At 60.2% G+C, this 20,101-nt stretch carries 9 protein-coding genes and 1 pseudogene; 6 read left to right on the top strand and 4 right to left on the bottom strand.

Going from position 1 to position 20,101, the window contains the following annotated elements:
* Positions 1–38: 38 nt before the first annotated feature.
* The 3 genes and pseudogenes from RX327_RS35350 (at position 39) to RX327_RS35340 (ending at position 11,131) form a co-directional block, all read left to right on the top strand.
* Positions 39–1,562: an efflux RND transporter periplasmic adaptor subunit gene (locus tag RX327_RS35350; protein ID WP_410712117.1), complete on the top strand. Its 1,524-nt coding sequence runs from the start codon at positions 39–41 to the stop codon at positions 1,560–1,562.
* A pseudogene (locus RX327_RS35345) lies at positions 1,559–4,730 on the top strand (efflux RND transporter permease subunit). Before RX327_RS35350 ends, RX327_RS35345 begins: the two are co-directional and overlap by 4 nt.
* A 515-nt stretch (positions 4,731–5,245) precedes the next feature.
* Positions 5,246–11,131 (top strand): AAA family ATPase, encoded by a 5,886-nt coding sequence (locus RX327_RS35340; protein WP_317248639.1) that lies wholly within the window; start codon positions 5,246–5,248, stop codon positions 11,129–11,131.
* Here the strand turns inward: RX327_RS35340 and RX327_RS35335 are convergent.
* Positions 11,126–11,518, bottom strand: coding sequence for a response regulator transcription factor (locus RX327_RS35335; RefSeq protein WP_317248638.1), 393 nt, complete (start codon positions 11,516–11,518; stop codon positions 11,126–11,128). The genes RX327_RS35340 and RX327_RS35335 overlap by 6 nt on opposite strands.
* Positions 11,519–11,741: 223 nt before the next feature.
* Here RX327_RS35335 and RX327_RS35330 point away from each other — a divergent pair, with 223 nt between their 5' ends.
* The 3 genes from RX327_RS35330 to RX327_RS35320 all read left to right on the top strand — a co-directional run bounded on the left by RX327_RS35330 (position 11,742) and on the right by RX327_RS35320 (position 15,704).
* The gene (locus tag RX327_RS35330) at positions 11,742–12,362 is read left to right on the top strand and encodes a response regulator transcription factor (protein WP_317248637.1); all 621 of its coding nucleotides are present in this window, start codon (positions 11,742–11,744) and stop codon (positions 12,360–12,362) included.
* Positions 12,363–12,641: 279 nt separating this feature from the next.
* Positions 12,642–13,529, top strand: a complete 888-nt coding sequence (locus RX327_RS35325; RefSeq protein WP_317248636.1) for a LysR family transcriptional regulator — start codon at positions 12,642–12,644, stop codon at positions 13,527–13,529.
* A 579-nt stretch (positions 13,530–14,108) separates the two neighbouring features.
* Positions 14,109–15,704, top strand: a complete 1,596-nt coding sequence (locus RX327_RS35320) for a GMC family oxidoreductase (protein WP_317248635.1) — start codon at positions 14,109–14,111, stop codon at positions 15,702–15,704.
* A gap of 173 nt (positions 15,705–15,877) precedes the next feature.
* On the opposite strand, the gene RX327_RS35315 is transcribed toward RX327_RS35320, so the two are convergent.
* From RX327_RS35315 to RX327_RS35305, 3 genes are all read right to left on the bottom strand, one after another.
* Complete coding sequence (locus RX327_RS35315) at positions 15,878–16,894, bottom strand: AraC family transcriptional regulator (RefSeq protein ID WP_317248634.1); 1,017 nt, start codon at positions 16,892–16,894, stop codon at positions 15,878–15,880.
* 350 nt (positions 16,895–17,244) lie between these two features.
* Positions 17,245–19,452, bottom strand: coding sequence for a xanthine dehydrogenase family protein molybdopterin-binding subunit (locus RX327_RS35310; RefSeq protein WP_317248633.1), 2,208 nt, complete (start codon positions 19,450–19,452; stop codon positions 17,245–17,247).
* A gap of 4 nt (positions 19,453–19,456) precedes the next feature.
* Positions 19,457–19,912 (bottom strand): (2Fe-2S)-binding protein, encoded by a 456-nt coding sequence (locus RX327_RS35305; RefSeq protein WP_317248632.1) that lies wholly within the window; start codon positions 19,910–19,912, stop codon positions 19,457–19,459.
* Positions 19,913–20,101: the final 189 nt, after the last annotated feature.

The following is a 20,101-nucleotide window of genomic DNA, read 5'->3' as shown; positions in this document are numbered from 1 at the left end:
ATTGCCTCTGCAGGATGGAAACGCCGGCTTCGAGTGTCATGCGGCTTTTGGCATTCCTCGCTCCGGCCTCACGCCACCCGGCGAGCGGCAATAACGACCGTTTATCGACTCCATGGCGAGAGGTGATTTCCGTCGCAGAGGTTGCAAGGTCACTCTCCAAAGCATGGTCGAGCCGAAACTTGCGGTTTCGCTATCGGCACGCGGAACACCATGGGAAGATTGAGGCAGTGGGTCGATATGCAAAGCAACGATGTAATCGAAATCGTCGCGCCATGGGCACGCTGACACTGCAATCCGGCGAGACTTTAGCGGCAGCGGACCATCCGGCTCCGGCGCGCAGTTCGTACCGTCGTCTTCGATGCGGCGGCGCGCCGATCGGTCTGCTGTTCGCGCTCGCGCTCGCTGGCTGCGACGTGAACGCGCAATCGCAGGCGCCACCGCCACCGTCGGTGACAGTCGAGCAACCGGTAAAACGAACGGTCACCGACTGGGATGAGTTCACCGGCCGCTTCGAGGCGATCGAGGAGGTTCAGGTCCGCGCTCGCGTCGGCGGCTTTATCAACAGCGTCGAGTTCAAGGATGGTGCGATCGTCCATGCAGGCGATCTGCTTTACACTGTTGACCCGCGACCGTTCGATGCGGTGGCGCTGCAGGCGGAGGGGCAGCTTGCAGATGCGCGCGCCAAGGCGGAGCTTGCCAAGCGCGAACTCGAGCGTGGGTTGACTCTGGTTCAGACCAGTGCTGTTTCTGAACAAGTCGTCGATCAGCGCCGTCAGGCCTTGCAGGCGGCTCATGCCGCCGAAACGCAAGCTGAGGGTACGCTGAAGGCCGCGCAGCTCAACGTCGAATTCACGCATGTACTGGCGCCGCTCACCGGCCGCGTCAGCCGCCATCTCGTCAGCCCCGGCAATCTCGTGCAGGGCAGCGACACCGGCACCTCGACATTGCTGACCTCCATCGTGACGCTCGATCCGATCTACATCTATTTCGACGTGGACGAGGCGACCTATCAGCGTAACAGCAAGCTGTGGTTCGAAGGCAAGCGGCCGAGCTCGCGCGATACGTCAAACCCGGTGCAGGTGACGCTGACCGGCGAGACAAAGCCCTCGCATGAGGGGAAGATGGACTTCCTCGACAATCGACTGGACATCTCGACCGCTACGCTGCGAAGCCGCGCGATCGTCCCGAACAAGGATCTGTCGATCCTGCCCGGGCAGTTCGGCCGCGTCCGCATCATCGGCTCCTCGCCCTATGAGGCGCTGCTGATCCCGGACGCCGCGATCGCCACCGACCAGTCGCGCAAGATCGTGTTCGTGGTCAGGGCAGGCAACACGGTCGAGGCAAGGCCGGTCGTACTCGGGCCGCTCGATGAAGGGCTGCGTGTGATTCGCGAGGGCCTCAAGCCGGAGGATCACGTCATCGTCGACGGGCTGCAGCGTGCCCGCGTCGGCGCCAAGGTGGCACCGAAAATGGCGCAAGCTCCCGCAGCGGGCAAAGCGCCGGCAGTTCCGGCAGACAAGGCGCTGGCCGGCGACAAGCCGGCGGCGGGTGCCAAGCCATGAATCTCGGAAAGCTTTCCATCAACCAGCCCATCTTGGCGATGGTGCTGTCGATCGTGCTTGTGATCGTCGGCACGATCGCCTACCAGACCCTCCCTGTGTCGGAATATCCGCAGGCGGTGCCGCCGACCGTCACGGTGACCACACAATATCCGGGCGCCTCGGCGCAGACCGTGTCCGACACCGTTGCAGCTCCAATCGAGCAGGAGATCAACGGCGTCGAGGACATGCTGTACCTCTACAGCCAGGCGACCTCGAACGGCCAGCTCACCATCACCGTCACCTTCAAGCTCGGCACCGATCTCGACAAGGCCCAGGTGCTGGTGCAGAACCGCGTCGCGATCGCGCAACCGCGGCTGCCAGAGGAGGTGCAACGCAACGGCGTCGTCACGCGCAAGAATTCGCCCGATATATTGATGGCCGTCTTCGTGCTGTCGCCCGACGAGAGTTTCGACCAGCTCTACATCTCCAACTACACGCTGCTGCAGGTGCGCGACCAGCTGCTGCGGCTCGACGGCGTCGGTGACATTCAGATGTTCGGCGCGCGCGACTATTCGATGCGGCTGTGGCTCGATCCCGACCGGATCGCCAATCTCGGCCTGACCTCGGCCGAGGTGCTGGCGGCGATCCGCGCCCAGAACGTGCAGATCGCGGGCGGCCAGATTGCCGAGCCGCCGATCGCGGATCGCGCCTTTCAGCCGAACCTCACCTTCACCGGACGCCTCAAGGACCAGGCAGTTCGAGGACATTGTGGTGAAAGCCGGTTCCGACGGCCGTACCGTACGTCTGCGCGACGTCGCCCGCGTCGAACTCGGTGCGCTGTCCTACGCCACCAGCAGCCGCATATTGCGCAAGTCGGCCGTTGCAATGGTGGTGACGCAACGGCCTGGATCGAATGCGCTCGCCACAGCGAAGGCGATCTCCACAACCATGGCGGAGCTGAAGGAAAGTTTTCCGAAGGGGCTCGATTACAATATCGGTTACAACCCCACCGAATTCATCGCCCAGTCGGTCCACGAGCTGATCAAGACGGTCTATGAGGCAATGGCGCTCGTCGTCATCGTGGTGTTGGTGTTCCTGCAGGGCTGGCGGCCTGCGATCATCCCGATCATTGCGATCCCGGTCTCGCTGGTCGGCACATTCGCGGTGATGGCGGCGCTCGGATTCTCCATCAACAATCTGACCTTGTTCGGGCTGGTGCTCGCGGTCGGCATCGTGGTCGACGACGCCATCGTGGTGGTCGAGAACGTCGAGCGACATCTCCAGCACGGCATGAGCCGGCGCGAGGCGGCGCTCAAGACCATGGAGGAGGTTGGCGGCGCGCTGGTCTCGATCGCGCTGGTACTCTGCGCGGTGTTCGTGCCCACCGCTTTCCTCGGGGGCATCTCCGGACAGTTCTTCCAGCAGTTCGCTGTCACCATTGCAGTCGCGACCGCGATCTCCTGCTTCTGCTCGCTGACGCTGTCGCCCGCGCTGGCCTCGCAGATCCTGGTCCCGCATGAGGAGAAGCGGTCGCCAGCGCGTTGGAACGTAGTCGCGCGCGGCTGGTCAGCTTTCACTGGTGTCTTCAACCGTGTGTTCGACTGGTTGTCGGATGGCTATGCGGCTGCGGCATCCTTCGTAATCTGGCATTCGACGCCAATGCTATTGCTCTATGTCGCATTGATCGGCAGCGCCGGCTGGCTGCTCGCGACCACCTCGCAGGGCTTCATCCCGGCGCAGGATCGCGGTTACCTCATAATCTCGGTGCAGTTGCCGGGCGCCGCGTCGCTCGCGCGAACCGCTGCGGTGGTGCGCGAGATCGAGCGGGTTGCGCTGGATACGCCGGGTATCGTCCGTGTCGGAGCGTTCAGCGGCTTTTCCGGCGCGACCCGCACGCAGGCCGGCAACGCCGCGGCGTTATTCCCGGTGTTCGACGAGCCGGAAGCACGGCAGAAGAGGGGGCTGACGACGAATGCCATCACGGCCGAGCTGCGCAAACGGCTGTTAGCGATCCAGGGCGCCTTCATCATCGTCATTCCGCCGCCGGCCGTGCCCGGCATCGGCACCGGCGGCGGCTTTGCTATCCGCATCCAAGATCGACAAGGGCGCGGTCCCGAATTGCTCGCGGCCGCGACCAACGAGCTCGTCGCCGCCGCGCGGAAGTCGCCAGATCTGACCTCTGTTTTCTCGCCGTTCACGGCGAACACGCCGCAGATGTTCGTCGATATCGATCATATCAAGGCGCAGAAGCTCGGCGTCCCCATTGCCAGCATTACCGACACGATCCAGACCTATTTCGGCTCGACCTATGTCAACGACTTCAACCTGTTCGGCCGCACCTACCACGTCACTGCGCAGGCCGATCTCCCGTTCCGCAAGGAGACTTCCGATCTCGCGCGGCTGCGTACCCGCAACGCGGCCGGCGACATGGTGATGCTCGGCAGCGTCGTGGATTTCAAGGACGTCTCGGGGCCTGATCGTGTCGCACGCTACAATCTATACTCGGCGTCCGAGGTGCAAGGTGAGCCGGCAGCCGGCGTTAGCTCGACGACGGCGCTCAATGCCATCAAACAACTAGCCGACGAAACGTTGCCGAGCGGCTTTTCCTTGGAATGGACCGATCTGTCTTATCAGCAGGTGACGGGTGGCAATGCCGGCCTCTACGTGTTCCCGATCTGCGTGCTGTTCGTCTATCTGGTGCTGGCGGCGCAATATGGCAGCTGGACCCTGCCGTTCGCGGTGATCCTGATCGTGCCGATGTGTCTGTTGGCCGCCACCATCGGTGTGCGGATCATGGGGCAGGATGTCAACATCCTAACCCAGATCGGTTTCGTGGTGCTGGTGGGGCTGGCGGCTAAGAATGCGATCCTGATCGTCGAGTTCGCGCGCGACATCGAGATCGAGGGCAGGCCGCGGCTGGAGGCTGTGATCGAGGCCTGTCGGTTGCGGCTGCGGCCGATCCTGATGACGTCTTTTGCGTTCATCCTCGGGGTGCTGCCGCTGGTGGTGTCGACCGGTTCGGGTTCGGAAATGCGCCAGGCGGTCGGCGTTGCCGTGTTCTTCGGCATGCTCGGCGTCACGCTGTTCGGCCTGATCTTCACGCCGATCTTCTACGTGGTGGTGCGCAACCTCGCGGAAGGCAAGAACGAGGGCAAACCGATTCAGATGATCGCGGCTGCGGCGCGGTGAGATGCAGTGATGGCAATCCGCCATGAGGCCGGAGCACTATCTCCGTCACGCTGACCCAAGGTCTGTGAGCTGCATTAGCCCGACGTTCGCGGTGGATCAACCGGCCGCGCGGCTCTCAGTTTCTGCACCCCCTGGTCAGGGCGGTACTGCTCGGTTGCACGGGTGAAGTTGAGTGTCGACGCCAGGGCGAGGAAGTAGCGAACTTGATGAAGCTTTGTCCGTCATCCAACTTTCCTTCCAGGTTGCTGTGCCCCCCGAGTCCCTTGGGATCAGCGGGCATGCGCTTGTTGACCCGCGTTTTGCCGCCTTTAGCGAGCAAAGCCTGGCAAATCGCTGCAAATTGCTGCTGAGAAGCAGGTTCCGCGTCCGCTGCAGCCGGCCAGCCCAAGGGATGAGTGGAATTTTTCGGCCGGTGGAGTAGTTTTTCCCGAGGCTGGGGGAATGGCCGCGCGCATGGCCGACGAAGAGCTTGATCAGCCGACTTCAGGCCGATGCCAGACGCCGGAGTCTGACAGATGATGCAGCAGTCGCTGAACGTCGCCTACCCGGACGGTAGTTCTGAGGTGTTGTGGGAGGACGGCGAGCGCGTGTTCAGCCGTGGTTGGCGACTGGACGACAATGGCAACCGGCTTGCCGTGCTGCTTGTTGCCCCTGCCGCCGACCACCCGTCTCGGTCAAGACTCGATCGCCTCACTCACGAATACGAGCTGAAAGATGAGCTCGACGGGGCATGGGCGGCTCGGCCGCTGGCCCTCATGCGCGACGCCGGTCGGACCGTGCTAGTGCTTGATGACCTGGGCGGCGAGCCGCTCGACCGTTTGCTTGGTGAGCCAATGGAGGTAGGACGCTTCCTGCGCCTGGCTATCGCTGTTACCTGGGCTCTGGGCAAGCTTCATCAGCGCGGATTGATCCACAAAGACATCAAGCCGGCTAATATTGTGGTGGACTGCGTGGACGGACACGTGCGGCTCACCGGGTTTGGCATTGCATCGCGCCTGTCCCGCGAGCGGCAGGCGCCCGAGCCGCCCGAGACTATCGCCGGTACGCTTGCCTACATGGCACCCGAGCAAACCGGGCGGATGAACCGCTCGGTCGACGCGCGCAGCGATCTCTACGCCCTCGGCGTCACGCTGTACCAGATGCTCACGGGCGTTCTGCCCTTCACGGCGGTCGAACCGATGGAATGGGTGCACTGCCATATTGCAAGAAAGCCGGTGCCGCCCAGCGAGCGGTTAAAAAACCTCCCAGGCTCTGTCTCCGCGATCATTATGAAGCTGCTCGCCAAGACTGCCGAAGAGCGTTACCAGACGGCTGCAGGCGCCGAGAGCGATCTACGGCGTTGCCTTGCTGAATGGGAAACCCAAGGCGATATCGACGATTTCCCGCCAGGGGAACACGACACTCCGGACCGGCTGCTGATCCCCGAGAAATTGTATGGTAGGACAGCCGAGATCGATACACTGCTTGCCTCGTTCGACCGTATCGTCGCTGGCGGAAGGCCGGAGTTGGTGTTGGTTTCCGGATACGCCGGCATTGGCAAGTCCGCGGTCGTCAACGAGCTTCATAAGCCACTTGTTCCGCCCCGCGGTCTTTTTGCATCGGGCAAGTTTGACCAGTACAAGCGCGACATCCCGTACGCCACGCTTGCCCAGGCCTTTCAGAGCCTGATCCGCCCGCTTTTGAGCAAGACCGAAGCGGAGCTGCGGCAATGGCGAGAGGACCTGCTCGAGGCGCTTGAACCGAATGGTCGGCTCATTGTTGATCTCGTCCCGGAATTGAAGCACATCATCGGCGAACAACCACCGGTCCCCGAGCTGCCGCCACAGGATGCGCAGGGCCGTTTTCAGCTGGTGTTCCGGCGATTTATCAGCGTATTCGCGCGGCCGGAACATCCGCTCGCCCTGTTTCTCGACGATCTCCAATGGCTCGATGTAGCAACGCTCGATTTGCTCGAGGATCTGTTGACCCGGCCCGATGTGCAGAACCTGTTGTTGATTGGCGCTTACCGCGACAACGAAGTTAATCCCATCCATCCGCTGATGCGCAAGCTCGAAGCGATGCGCCTGGCTGGAGCGATATTGCAAGACATCGTATTGGCACCCCTGACCTGTGAAGAGTTGGGACAACTAATCGCGGATTCTGTCCACAGCGAACCAGAGAGAATCGCGCCGCTGGCGCGGCTGATCCACGAGAAGACAACCGGCAATCCGCTTTTCGCTATTCAGTTCATTTCTGCGCTCGCCGACGAAGCATTGCTCACTTTCGATTATGGCGAAGCGCGATGGTGCTGGGACCTGAATCGCATTCACGCCAAAGGCTACACCGACAATGTGGTGGATCTTATGGTGGGGAAGCTGAACCGCCTGTCCGCCGAAACGCGGAACGCATTGCAGAAGCTCGCTTGCCTGGGCAGCGTCCCAGGGTTCACCATGTTGCGGATCGTTTACCAGGATTCCGAGGAGAAGATGCATGGTCAGCTTTGGGAAGCGGTCCGAGCAGGGCTGATCTTTCGTTCGGAGGATTCCTACAAGTTTCTCCACGACCATGTCCAAGAAGCCGCCTACTCCTTGATCCCAGAGGAATCGCGTGCCGAAGCTCATCTCCGAATAGGGATGCTGCTCGCAGCGCAGACCTCTCCAGATAAGCTGGAAGAGGCGATCTTCGAAGTCGTCAATCAGCTCAACCGCGGCTCGCATCTCATCACGTCAATTGAGGAGCTTGAGCGGGTCGCACAGTTGAATTTGATTGCAGGTAGACGTGCCAAGACCTCGACGGCGTATGCCTCGGCGCTGAACTATCTGCTCTCCGGCGGGGCACTGCTGCCAGCGGACTCTTGGGAGCGCCAGCATGACCTGATCTTTGAGCTGGAGCTGCACCGGGCCGAATGTGAGTTCCTCACTGGTGCACTGGCTGAAGCCGAGCAGCGCCTGGCACTGCTGTCGGCCCGTGCCGCAACGACGATCGAACGAGCCCGCGTCGCGTGCCTGCAGGTCGATCTTTACTTGACCCTGGATCAGGCCAGCCGCGCGATCCCAGTCGGTCTTGACTATCTCCGGCAACTCGCCATTGACTGGTCGCCGCACCCGACGGAAGACGAGGCTCGGCGCGAGTATGAGCGGATCTGGTCCCAACTCGGCTCCCGCACGATAGAAAGCCTCATTGATCTGCCTTTGATGAGCAATGCCGAATCGCTCGCGACGCTCGACGTCCTGACGAAGCTCGGGCCGCCAGCCTGGCATACGGATGCAAACCTAGCATCCCTGGTCATCTGTCGAGCAGTCAATCTCAGCCTGGAGGGTGGCAATTGTGACGGCTCATGCTACGCCTATGCGGTACTTGGCAGGCTTGCTGGACCGAAATTCGGCGACTACCAGGCGGGACTTTTATTCTGCCGTCTCGGCTATGAACTGGTCGAACAGCGCGGGCTAAAGCGCTTCCAGGCCAGGATCTATCTGAACTTTGGAAGTCTAGTCACACCCTGGACGAGACATGTCCGGGAAGGTCGTGATCTGCTGCGGCGTGCGTTTGAGGCGGCAAACCAGATCGGTGACCTCACTTTTGCGGCGTACTATTACACCCACTTGAACACGTATCTTCTAGCAGCGGGGAATCCACTCGATAGCGTGCAAGTCGAGGTCGAGCATGGTCTCGCGTTCGCGCGGAACATGCGGTTCGGTTTTGCGATTGACTCCATCGCCGGCCAGCTTGGGCTGATTCGGACGCTCCGCGGCTTGACGCCGATTTTCGGTTCCTTTGACGATGGGCAGTTTGACGAACTCCTACTGGAGTCTCGTTTCTGCAGGAACCCGGATCTGGCGCTCGCCGAGGGTTGGTATTGGGTCCGCAAGTTGCAGGGGCGCTTCTTTGCCGGCGACTATGCGGATGCCCTCGAAGCCTCATTGATGGCGCAGCAGCTGCAGCCGACATCGGCGTCTTTTTTTGAGTGCGCGGAATATCACTTCTACAGTGCGCTCTCCAGGGCAGCGTCCTGCGACTCTGCGGCAGCCGGCCAACAGCAGGAACACGTCAGAGCACTGGCTGCGCACCACCGACAGCTCGAGGTCTGGGCGACGGCTTGTCCGGCCAACTTCGAGAACCGCGTCGCGCTCGTCGCTGCGGAGATCGCCCGGATCGAAGGCCGCGCGCTCGATGCCGAGCATCTTTATGAGCACGCTATCCACTCGGCGCACAAGTACGGCTTGGTCCACAACGAGGCGCTCGCCAACGAAGTCGCTGCACGCTTTTATGCCGCGCGTGGGTTCGAGAAGATCGCGCATGCGTATCTGCGGGACGCGCGGTACGCGTACGTCCGTTGGGGAGCCGACGGCAAGGTACGCCAACTCGACGGGTTGTATCCGCATCTCAGGGAGGAAAAGCCGGTTGCCGGCTCCACAAGCACGATTGGCTCATCCCTCGAACAACTGGATCTGGCTACTGTTATCAAAATCTCGCAAGCCGTGTCGGGCGAGATCGTTCTAGAAAAACTGATCGACACGCTGATGCGCACGGCAATTGAGTACGCGGGCGCCGGGCGAGGTCTGTTGATCCTTGCGGTAGGTGACGGATACCGGATTGAGGCGGAAGTCACGACGAGCAATAATACGGTGACCGTCGGTCAGCGGCAGGCAGGTGTAACTGCCGCAGATCTACCGGAGTCCATTCTACACTACGTGATCCGGACGAAAGAGAGCGTTCTTATCCACGATGCCGCTGCCACGAACCCGTTTTCCGCCGATGAGTACATCCATAAGCATCGCGCCCATTCAATTCTCTGCCTGCCCTTGCTCAAACAAGGCAAACTGGCCGGGGTACTCTACCTAGAAAACAACTTGGCGACCCACGTTTTCACTCCTGACCGCGTCACAGTGTTGAATGTCCTTGCGTCGCAGGCCGCAATCTCGCTCGAGAATTCGCGACTTTATGACGACCTCGCGGATCGGGAAGGGAAGATTCGGCGTTTGGTCGACGCCAATATCATCGGGATCCTCATTGTCGACCGCGAAGGTCGAATTCTTGAAGCCAATGACGCGCTTCTACGCATCCTGGGATATGACCGCGAGGACTTGGTTTCGGGGCGCGTGCGCTGGCCCGAGCTGTCCCCGCCGGAATGGCGCGAGCGCGACATGCTGACTCAGGCAGAACTGAACTCAACCGGGAAAGTTCAGCCCTTCGAGCAAGAATATTTTCGGAAAGACGGCAGCCGCGTGCCTGTGCTTATTGGCGCCGCGCTGTTCAAGGAAGGAGGTGACCAGAGCCTTGCGTTCGTGCTCGATCTGACCGAGCGCAAGCGCGTCGAGGAAGCGCTTAGCCAAGCGCAGAGACTCAGCCGCACTGGCAACTGGATCTATAACGCGAGGACGATGCGTTACCTCTATTGGTCGGACGAGAGTTACAGGATCTGGGGATTTGATCCGCTCCAGGGCCTTCCAACTCGACAAAGTATGTGGGAACGCATTCATCCAGAGGACCGCGACAGAGTATGGGGAGCGATTCAGGAGGCCGTGCACCAGAAAAGAGATTTCATGGCCGAGTTCAGACTCTTGCTACCTGATGGAGCAATCAAATGGGTTGAAGGAACTAGCTATCATGTGTTCTCCCCCAAGGACACGCTGGCTGAGGTCATCACCACAACCGTCGACGTGACGGAACGAAGGCGGGCACAGGATGAACATGAAAAGCTGCGCCAGCTCGAGTTGGATTTCACCCATATGAACCGAGTGAACATGATGGGAGAATTGGCCGCCTCGCTGTCTCACGAAATTCTGCATCCGATCGCGACCGCTCGTAACAATGCCCGTGCAGGGATGCGCTTTTTGGAAATGAACCCGCCAAATCTGGATGAGACCAAGGAAGCGCTCGCTTGCGTCGTCAGGGACACGGACCGAGCAAAGGATATCGTCGGACGAATGCGCGCTCATATCAAGAAAGCGCCTCTGCGAAAAGAGCGCTTTGATCTCAATTCGGCTATCAACGAAGTAGTTTTACTGGCGCAAAGCGTGATCCGCAGGAATGGCGTTTCGGTCCAAACTCGGCTTGCAGATGGACTGCTTCCGGTTATGGGGGATTGCGTTCAATTGCAACAGGTCATGCTGAACTTGATTCTGAACGCGGCTGAAGCAATGGGCTCGGTTGAGAAGGGGCCGAGAGAACTGTTGATCAGGGCCGAGGAGGATCAGACGGGCGTCCTCGTAGCGGTACGCGATTCGGGACCGGGCATTAATACGGAGCATCTCGATCGAGTCTTCGACGCCTTCTACACCACGAAGTCCGGCGGAACGGGGATGGGGCTGTCGATATGTCGCTCCATCATCGAAGCCCATGGGGGCAAGCTGTGGGCGGAAGCGAACGAGCCTCGCGGCGCCGCATTTCAGTTTAACCTGCCAGCGGACAACGGCTCATGAATTGTCTCCAGTCGGCGTACCCGGCTGCAGAGCCGAACGCAGGCATCGTTCGAGATAGTCGTCGTCCACTGGCTTGCTGAGGTAGCAAACAACCCCGTCCTTTAGAGCTTGATCCCTGACGACTTCATCGGGGTAGGCGGTAACGAGGATCGTCGGGATCACGTACCCTGTATCGACCAAATGCCGGTGCAATTCAATTCCGGTCATCCCGGGCATGTTAACGTCGGTGACCAAGCAGGCGGTTTCAGGCAAGGCACGCGATGCCAAGAAATCGGCCGCTGACGGAAACGCTTCGACAGTGTAGCCCAGCAACATTATGACTTTTCGCATTGACTCACGATGGGGCTGATCGTCGTCAACGATAGATATCAATGTAGGGTTCGACATCGCGGGTTCCAACGGCCTCCGCCGACCGGCGGGGCAACACCTCGCGCGGCATGCGACTTAGTGTCGTGGACATTCCCCAATAGCGCAATGTCGACGTTCCTAAGCGATGGCTTAGGTCTTCGGCTATCCGCTTAGGCAACAGATATTGTTCACCTCGACAGATTCGGCGTAGAATGACGCCGGAAATAGGGAAGATGTGCTTTCCCAACGCAGGACACCGAGAATGGGCGAGACAAATCCCAGTGTCTTGGTTATCGATGACGATCCGGAGTTTCGCGACTCGGTCGTGCGTCTGTTGCGTACAGTCGGCTTACCTGCCCGACAATTCTCGTCTGTTTCCGATTTTCTAGAGGCCGATCAGCCGTGCGGTCCTACATGCCTGGTGCTCGATGTGAGAATGCCTGGGAGAAGCGGTCTTGAGCTTCAGCGCGACCTTGTCGGCGCAAACCGGCAAGTGCCGATCATCTTCATCACAGCCCACGCCGACGTGCCGATGACCGTGCAAGCGATGAAGGGCGGCGCGATAGAGTTCCTTACAAAGCCATTCCGTGATCAGGATCTGCTCGACGCCATCGAGGCCGGCCTCGCTCGGGATCGTGCCCGCCGCGAGAGTGATAGCGCCTTGGCTGCGCTCAAGGCGCGTTTCGACACGCTCAGCTCCCGCGAGCGTGAAGTCATGCTTGGTGTCGTGGCCGGTCGCCTAAACAAACAGGTTGCCAACGATATAGGCATCACCGAATCCACGGTGAAGGTGCATCGCGTGAATCTGATGCGGAAGATGAAGGCAAGTTCGCTTCCCGAACTTAGCCGAATGGCGGACCGCCTCAATATACGGCTACAGTAACCGTGGAATGTCTGAGCAGAAAGGCATGTCCTCAATCGTTTCGTGCGAAGGTGCGATCTAATCGCAAAACTCAATCTACCGCACTTCTCTGCGCCGCTGGCTCTCTTTCCTCGGGGCCCTTCCGGCTAACGGATTCGGAGCGCGAGGTATACGTCCTCACTTCTAAGCGAACGCTTAGCCCAGGTAGCGACAAGCGAACGTCGCTGTACCCTCGCGCAATCGACCGCAGCGCTCCAAGCCATCAAACTGCGCCAACAAGAATCTCGACGGAGATCAGCAATGGAACTTCATCAGATTCGTTATTTGCTCGCCGTTGCATCCACCCTCAACTTCACCCGCGCGGCCGAGCAGTGCAATGTCACGCAGCCCGCCCTGACCAAGGGGGTACAGAAGCTTGAGCAGGAACTCGGTGGCCAGTTGATCTACCGCGAGCGCAGGCTGACGCAGCTCACCGATCTTGGAAAGGAAGTGCTTCCGATGCTGGAGCGTACGCTGGTTTCGGCAGAGGCGGTGCGTCGCCGGGCCCAGGAGTTCCAACGCAAGGAGGTCGCGCCACTCAAGATTGGCCTCGCCCCATCCATCTCGGCCTCGCTCGTCCTCGATCCGATTGCGGAGATCGCAAAGTTTGTCCCTGGACTTCACGTCGAGTTGCGCGAGGGAGCGGCGAAGAAGCTCGTCGACCTCTTGCTTGAGGGCGAGATCAACGCCGCAATGGTCGGGGACGTCCAGGACGTGCCCGCCCGCATCGACGACTGGTTGCTGTTCGAGGAGCGCTACGTCGCGCTTCTCGCGCCGACACACAAGCTCGCAAATCGCCCCTCGATCGGCATCGACGACCTCCGTGAGACCGTCTTGCTGGAACGGGCCGGATGCGACATCACCCCGAAGCTCCAGCGGTCGTATTTCTCCGAGGATCCGCTCCACCTCGGCCACTGCAGCGGCCACGACTTGCACTTGCAGCACATGGCCGCGGCTGGCTTCGGCGTGATACTCGCGCCCGAGCACATGCCGCACCTTCCGACGCTCAAGACCATTCCGCGTTTTCGCGGGAGGTGCGGCTACTGGCTGTCCAGGGGCGCCGGTACTCGCCGGCGCTGGACGCTTTCGTCAAGTTCGTTCGCCTTCGCGACTGGTCGGTCGTCGTTCGCACGGCGTGAAAATCGTTGAATGATTCCAGCATCCGAAGAGCGGATGCGTCCACTGCGGCTACTTCAGAAGACGCCAAAAAATGCGCTTCGCATGAAGCAGTGGCGCATCGACCGCCAGTTCAATGGCGGCGCTTCGGTCCCAAGTCCATCGTCCCCAAGTCCATCGTCGAGAGCTTCTCGTTCTTGTCGGCTTACAAATGAACGGTGTCGTCTTACGTTCGGACAGGTCGCTCGCGGTCGCGACGGATTTGGGATTGCGCGGGCGCACAGCGGGTTGGCGGCGACGGTGCTCGGCCTATCGAGGCGCGTGGAGGTTCGCTGATCGCCATCTCGTGCCAGGCAATTGAAGAGAACGAAAGCTCGGTTTCGCGGTGCGATGCGGCTGGTGGCGTTCCTCGCTACGGCATCGTCCGGGGCGGCGAGCGACAATAACGATCGTCTATCGACTCTATGGCGAGAGGTGATTTCCCTCGCCGGCGTTGCAAGCTCACTCTCCAAGAGCAAGGTCCAATCAGTCTCTGGATCAGGCGCCGCGATAGCAAGGCGCCGGTTAGGGCGTTGATTGAACGATGAGAATGGTGCGAAAGAGAAAGAGCTGATGTCCCGGGAGAGTTACGACATTGTCATTGTTGGCGCGGGCGCGGCCGGCTGCGTCGTTGCGAGTTATCTCGCCGAACACACCGATGTGTCGATCGCGCTGATCGAAGCGGGCGACATGGATCGCGATCCGTTCATCCACATTCCCGCCGGCTTCGCCAATATACTGGTCCACGACCGGCATGTCTGGAAATACGAGACCGTTCCCCAGCACGGCATCAAGCGAGCATATCGCTCAGGCAAGGTGCTCGGCGGCGGCTCCTCGATCAACGCGATGTGCTACGTGCGTGGTCAGATACGCGACTTCGCCGCATGGCAGGATGCGGTCGGCGACACCGGCAAATGGTCGTATGAAGACCTGCTCCCCGTCTTCATGGCGCAGGAACGCAACGACACCTTCCACGACGAATATCACGGCATCAACGGTGGTCTTGCGGTCCAGCTGCCCAAGGGCATCAACGAGCTGAACCAATATTGCCTAAAGGCCTTCCAGGAATATGGGATTCCTTATAATCCCGACTATAACGGCGAGAGCCAGATCGGCGTCTCGCCGGTGCAGTCGACGGTCGGAAATCAGCGCCGGTGCAGCGCGGTCGACGCTTATCTGCGTCCGCACCTCGCCTCGGGCCGCGTCACTCTTCTCACCGGGAAGACCGTCGTTCGGATTCTTATCGAAAACAAGCGAGCTGTGGGCGTCGAACTGAAGGACAACAGTCTCGAGAGGATCATGGCCGGCGAGGTCGTCCTGTCAGCGGGCGCCGTTCATAGCCCGAAGATCCTCATGCATTCGGGCATCGGGCCAGCGGATCAGTTGCGCCAGCACGGCATTGCGGCGATCGTTGATTCTCCGGATGTAGGCGAAAATCTCCACGACCACCCGATGGTACCCGTCCGTGCCTATGTGAAGGGTGATCTCGGCTATCAGGCGGCCGCGCATGGACTCGGCACTGTTAAGGCGGGTCTGCGTTATCTCGTCACCAAGGATGGCCCGGCATCCGGCAACGGCATCGAGACGGTTACACACTGGAATCCGTCGGACTTCGCCGCCGAACCCACGATCCAATGCTATCACGCTCCTATCATCTTGAACGAGCAGCTCGGCCCGACGGGCGACCGCTCGGGCATCACCTTCGAACTCGTGGTGCTTCAGCCCAAGAGCCGCGGCTGGGTACGGCTGGCCGATAGCGACCCGACGTCGATGCCCCTGATCAATCCGAACTTCGTCGGCGAGGAGGAAGACTTAAGGGCCGCGGTGGAATCCGTGCGCGCGATCCGCGAGGTTATGGCCCAGGAGTCGTTGGCGTCGGTGATCGAGGAAGAGATGGAACCCGGTCCGCATATCCAGTCGGACGAGGAGATCGGCGAATGGGTGAAGCGTGTCGTGACGACGATGTGGCACCCGGTCGGAACGTGCCGGATGGGTCAGGATGGACGAGCGGTTGTCGACGCAAGGCTCAGGGTCCGCGGGGTCGATAGTCTCCGGGTGATCGATGCCTCGATCATGCCGAATATCACCAGCGGCAATACCAACGCTCCGACCCAGGCGCTTGCGCGCCACGCTGCGACGATGCTGGCCGAGGATCTGAAGCGGATCTAGGGAGTTCCGGCGCGAGCGGGCGATAGCGATGGCCGCGGTCTCCCGTCCGCGCTGGCCAGGGGGAGGCGGCGCCGGTTGGATGCTCTTCGCGGCTTGGGCGCGTGGACGAAGTTCGTGCTATCGTCCGCGCAGTCGCACCTGGCCCTGTGAATCTCGTTATCGGCACTTCACTCTCAGATGCCCTTCCGGGCTTTGCCCTCCTTGGCTATCCGCCGATACTCACTTGGATCTCGATTGTACGCCTTGCGAAAAGCTCGCACAAAACTTGAACGGCTCTCGTACCCCGCATTAAGAGCAATGACTTCGATCGACATCGTCGTTGTCGTCAAGTTGATCGCGGCCTGGCGCATTCTCAAGTCTCGCAAGACGACCATCGGGGACTGTCCAAAAATGTCCGAGAAACGCGCCATGAACGCCGAACGACTCAATCCTGCACTATGGGCCAGGCTTTGAACTGAATGGGCGGCTCCTGGTCGCGCCACCATATCTGCAAAAGCACGAGTGACCTGCCTGTCGGCAAGTATCGAGAATCGCTCAGTCCAACGCTGGGATGATCTGAGGGACCGTCGCACTAACGAGACAACAATTTGCTTGAGCAGAGATGCTGTCATGGCGCCAACGCCAACCTCTTGCTGTAGCAGCTCGTCCATAGCCTCGCGAAGCTTCAGATCGATCTTGTCCGCTGGCTCGAACTGCTCGATCACTGGTTCGCGGAGTTCTCCGAACAGCCTGACAGACTGACCAAAGGATGCATTAAAAAAGCCGCATATCTGAATGATTTCGGGCTTCTCATTCGGCATTGCGACGCGGAGGATGCCGTCTTGACGAGTCCAGCACTCTCTCGAAATGAGCTTCGGTGGGCCACTTCCACCGTCGACCTCGATCGTGAACGGAGCGTTTGGCGGCACGATGATGAGCAAATGAGGGCTCAACGGCATCTCGGGTCCGCCGTTGATAGACATGCGTCCTACGCCACTCAAATTGTAATGGATCCCGGGTACGTCAATCGTCCCGAATTGCACCCGATGGCCTCGCGGCACCAGTAGCTCGGTCAGCGCGACGACATCGATGGAGAGCGCCAGCATCAAGTTGTTGAGGTCTGTTGTAGACAACTTGACAGTGGCGCCCGCGGGCGGTGAAGCGTTCTGCCCGACGAGGACCTGCTTTGGAATAGCTTTCGAAGCGTGCATTTGTAGTAGCCCTTTGTTGCTCGGCTACCGGTGCCGATAGTGCTCCGAAGCCCGTTCGCCAAGGATCAGCGAGGGCGTCGCCTTGCTCATTCGTAGCACTCAACTTCGTCTCCTGCCACTAGACGAAATTAGGACCTGAAGCGAACCAGGCAGCCCTGGTTGGGTTGCCGGTCCAATCTAGGGAGCCCCAAATGTCAGCTCCGAAACGGATCCGGTTTGCAAGGCGTGACGGCGTCCTTCCGAGAAGTGATTTCTTCCGAGCAGAGAATGCGAACGTTCCCATGGTTGTTATGCTGTGCCTGACCGACATCCGTTGCGCATTGCGACGCTCGCGGGACGACGGGAAAGGACTAAGACGACGACCTCAGCGAACTTGTATCGATTGGCAGGCTGCGCACACGCTTGCCGGTCGCGGCGAAGATCGCATTGGTGACCGCCGCACTGACAATGGCTGTCGGAGCTTCACCAACGCCACCTGGAGCTTCCGCGTTCTTGATCAAGTGCGTCTCCACCAGCGGAACCTCGTCGATACGCATCGGCACATACGTGTCGAAATTGCTCTGCTCGACGCGGCCATCCTTGAAGGTGATCGAGCCATGGAGCGCAGCGGTCAGCCCGAAAAGCGTTCCACCTTGAATCTGTGCTTCGATCGTATCTGGATTGACGTACATGCCGCAATCAATCGCACATACGATCCGAGTGACTTTGACTGAGCCGTCGGGCGCTACTTCGACCTCGGCGGCCTGCGACGTGTAGCTTCCGTATGCGAATTGTACCGAAATCCCGCGGCCATGCCGTGCGGGAAGTGGTGATCCCCACCCTGCTTTTTCCGCAGCAAGCGACAGAACAGCAAGCGCTCGTGGATTATGGCCAAGCAATCCCTTGCGATAGGCGACAGGATCCTGCTTCGCGGCATACGCGAGCTCATCTATGAAGCTTTCGACCACAAAAACATTGTGAGTCGGTCCGACGCCACGCCACCAAGACGTCCGGACTCCAGGGGACTCTACCCGGACAAAGTCGACGTGGATATTGGGCAGCGCATAGGGCGGCTCGGCCGCCGCTTCGACGGCATCGGGGTCCAATCCGTCCTTGAAGTAAGGGGGATAATAGCGAGCCATGACTGAGGAGCCGGCGATCCGATGCGTCCAAGCAACCGGCTTGCCGGCCGCATCAAGTCCGGCCGACAGCCGATCGAGATAGTACGGCCGATACATATCGTGCTGGATGTCTTCCTCGCGGCTCCAGATCACCTTCACCGGGCCGTCAACGTGCTTGGCGATCTTGACAGCGAGGATCGTGCCATCGGCTTCCAGCCTTCGGCCGAAGCCACCGCCGATCAGATGATTGTGGATTTCGATCGCATCCTTTGGCAGGCCGGTGAGTTCGGCCACCTGAGACTGCGTGATCGTAGGCGCCTGTGTCCCGACCCAAATGTCGCAACGATCCTTCTGCAGATGAATGGTACAGTTCATCGGCTCCATCGCCGCGTGCGCCAGGAAAGGCACTTGATAGATGGCGTCAACCCGTTGCGCTGCCTCCGCAAGTGCCTTCCGCACATCACCGACGTTACGGGCAACAGCGCCCGGCTTTGTGGATTCCTCCTCCAATTGCTTGACGATATCGGCGTTGCTGACTTTGCTATTCGGTCCGTCGTCCCACGTGATGTTAGCGGCCTCGAGTCCCTTCTTCGCCGCCCCCATGTGATCCGCTACCATGGCAACCGCTTCACCGATATTGATGACCTTCCGGACGCCCTTCACCGCTAGAGCGGCCTTCTCGTCCACCGTTTTCGCTTTTCCACCGAGCACGGGCGAAATAGCAACCGCCGCAACCTTCATACCCGGCAGTCGCGTATCGATGCCGTAGAGCGCGCGCCCATCGACCTTTATTGCTGAATCCACACGCTTGGCACGCGTGCCGATCAGGGTGAAATCCTTCGGATCCTTCAATTTGACATTTTCCGCAGGCGGCACAGGCAATTTCGCCGCAGCCTTCGCAAGCTCGCCGTAGCTCAGATGCTTCGAGCCGGATACATCAAACACGACGCCATCCTTGGCACGGCAAGTCGCTGGATCGACATTCCAGTGTTTTGCGGCTGCCGCAATCAACAGACTACGACCCACTGCTCCCGCCTGACGCAGCGGTGTCCAGAAGGCACGGACAGAGGCGGATCCACCTGTATTTTGAATGCCTATGATCGAATTGACGTAAAGCGCATGATTTGGTGGCGCATGCTGAACCTGAATCTGGTCAAGCTTCACTTCGAGTTCTTCAGCGAGAAGCATCGACAGCGACGTGTAAACCCCCTGTCCCATTTCGATCATCGGAATGACCAGAGTCACGGCGCCGGTTGGATTGATCCGTATGAATCCGTTCGGCGCGAAAGTCCCCGTGACCTCGTCTTCGACCACCTGCCAAGCGGGCGCCGCGAAGACAGACTCCGTGTTTGCACCGGTCAGCGCAAAACCAAGCAGCAAGCCTGTACCCTGAAGAAGGGCGCGCCGCGACATCGCTGTTTCGTCGCCAATCTGCTCTTTCAAAACAAGCTCATCCATGATCTCAAACTCCTGCAGCGTGCTTGATCGCGGCGCGGATGCGCTGATAGGTGCCGCATCGGCAGACATTGCCCGACATGGCAGCGTCGATGTCATCATCCGTCGGCTTCGGTTTGTCCTTCAGCAGCGCCGCCGCCGACATGATCTGGCCGGATTGGCAGTAGCCGCACTGCACTACCTCCAGCTCCAGCCACGCCGTCTGCAAGGCCGCGCCTTGTGGCGCCTGGCCGATCGCCTCGATCGTTGTGATCGCGCTGTCGCCGAAGCTGTCGACCGGCGTCTGGCAGGAGCGGACCGGCTGACCGTCGACATGCACCGTGCAGGCGCCGCACAGCGCCTGGCCGCAGCCGAACTTGGTCCCGGTCATGCCGAGTACGTCGCGCAGCACCCACAGCAGCGGAATGTCGCCATCAACGTCGAGCTTATGGGATGTGCCGTTGATCTTTAACGTGAAAGCCATGGATGCCTCTTGAGCCCGTTGGGAGTGAGCGGCGAGCCGATGCACCCACGCATTAGAAGTCCTCGGCAGGATCAAGTCGCCGAAGCGGCATATTCGGGGAGATCGAGTTCGGACTGAGGTTTCGCTGGGTGTCGCTCGATGGAATCTCCGACAGCCGTACCGATTAATCGCAGCGTGGGGCGAGGTTTT

Origin of the sequence: Bradyrhizobium sp. BEA-2-5 (assembly GCF_032918025.1) — a bacterium.
GTDB lineage: Bacteria > Pseudomonadota > Alphaproteobacteria > Rhizobiales > Xanthobacteraceae > Bradyrhizobium > Bradyrhizobium pachyrhizi.
This window is presented reverse-complemented; position numbering and strand designations above follow the sequence as displayed.

Bases quoted from the DNA above. Each gene is read 5' to 3' on its own strand.
- RX327_RS35320 (WP_317248635.1), top strand. From the start codon at position 14,109: ATGTCCCGGGAGAGTTACGACATTGTCATTGTTGGCGCGGGCGCGGCC.
- RX327_RS35315 (WP_317248634.1), bottom strand. From the start codon at position 16,894: ATGCACGCTTCGAAAGCTATTCCAAAGCAGGTCCTCGTCGGGCAGAAC.
- RX327_RS35330 (WP_317248637.1), top strand. From the start codon at position 11,742: ATGGGCGAGACAAATCCCAGTGTCTTGGTTATCGATGACGATCCGGAG.
- RX327_RS35335 (WP_317248638.1), bottom strand. From the start codon at position 11,518: ATGTCGAACCCTACATTGATATCTATCGTTGACGACGATCAGCCCCAT.
- RX327_RS35305 (WP_317248632.1), bottom strand. From the start codon at position 19,912: ATGGCTTTCACGTTAAAGATCAACGGCACATCCCATAAGCTCGACGTT.
- RX327_RS35310 (WP_317248633.1), bottom strand. From the start codon at position 19,452: ATGGATGAGCTTGTTTTGAAAGAGCAGATTGGCGACGAAACAGCGATG.
- RX327_RS35340 (WP_317248639.1), top strand. From the start codon at position 5,246: ATGATGCAGCAGTCGCTGAACGTCGCCTACCCGGACGGTAGTTCTGAG.
- RX327_RS35350 (WP_410712117.1), top strand. From the start codon at position 39: ATGCGGCTTTTGGCATTCCTCGCTCCGGCCTCACGCCACCCGGCGAGC.
- RX327_RS35325 (WP_317248636.1), top strand. From the start codon at position 12,642: ATGGAACTTCATCAGATTCGTTATTTGCTCGCCGTTGCATCCACCCTC.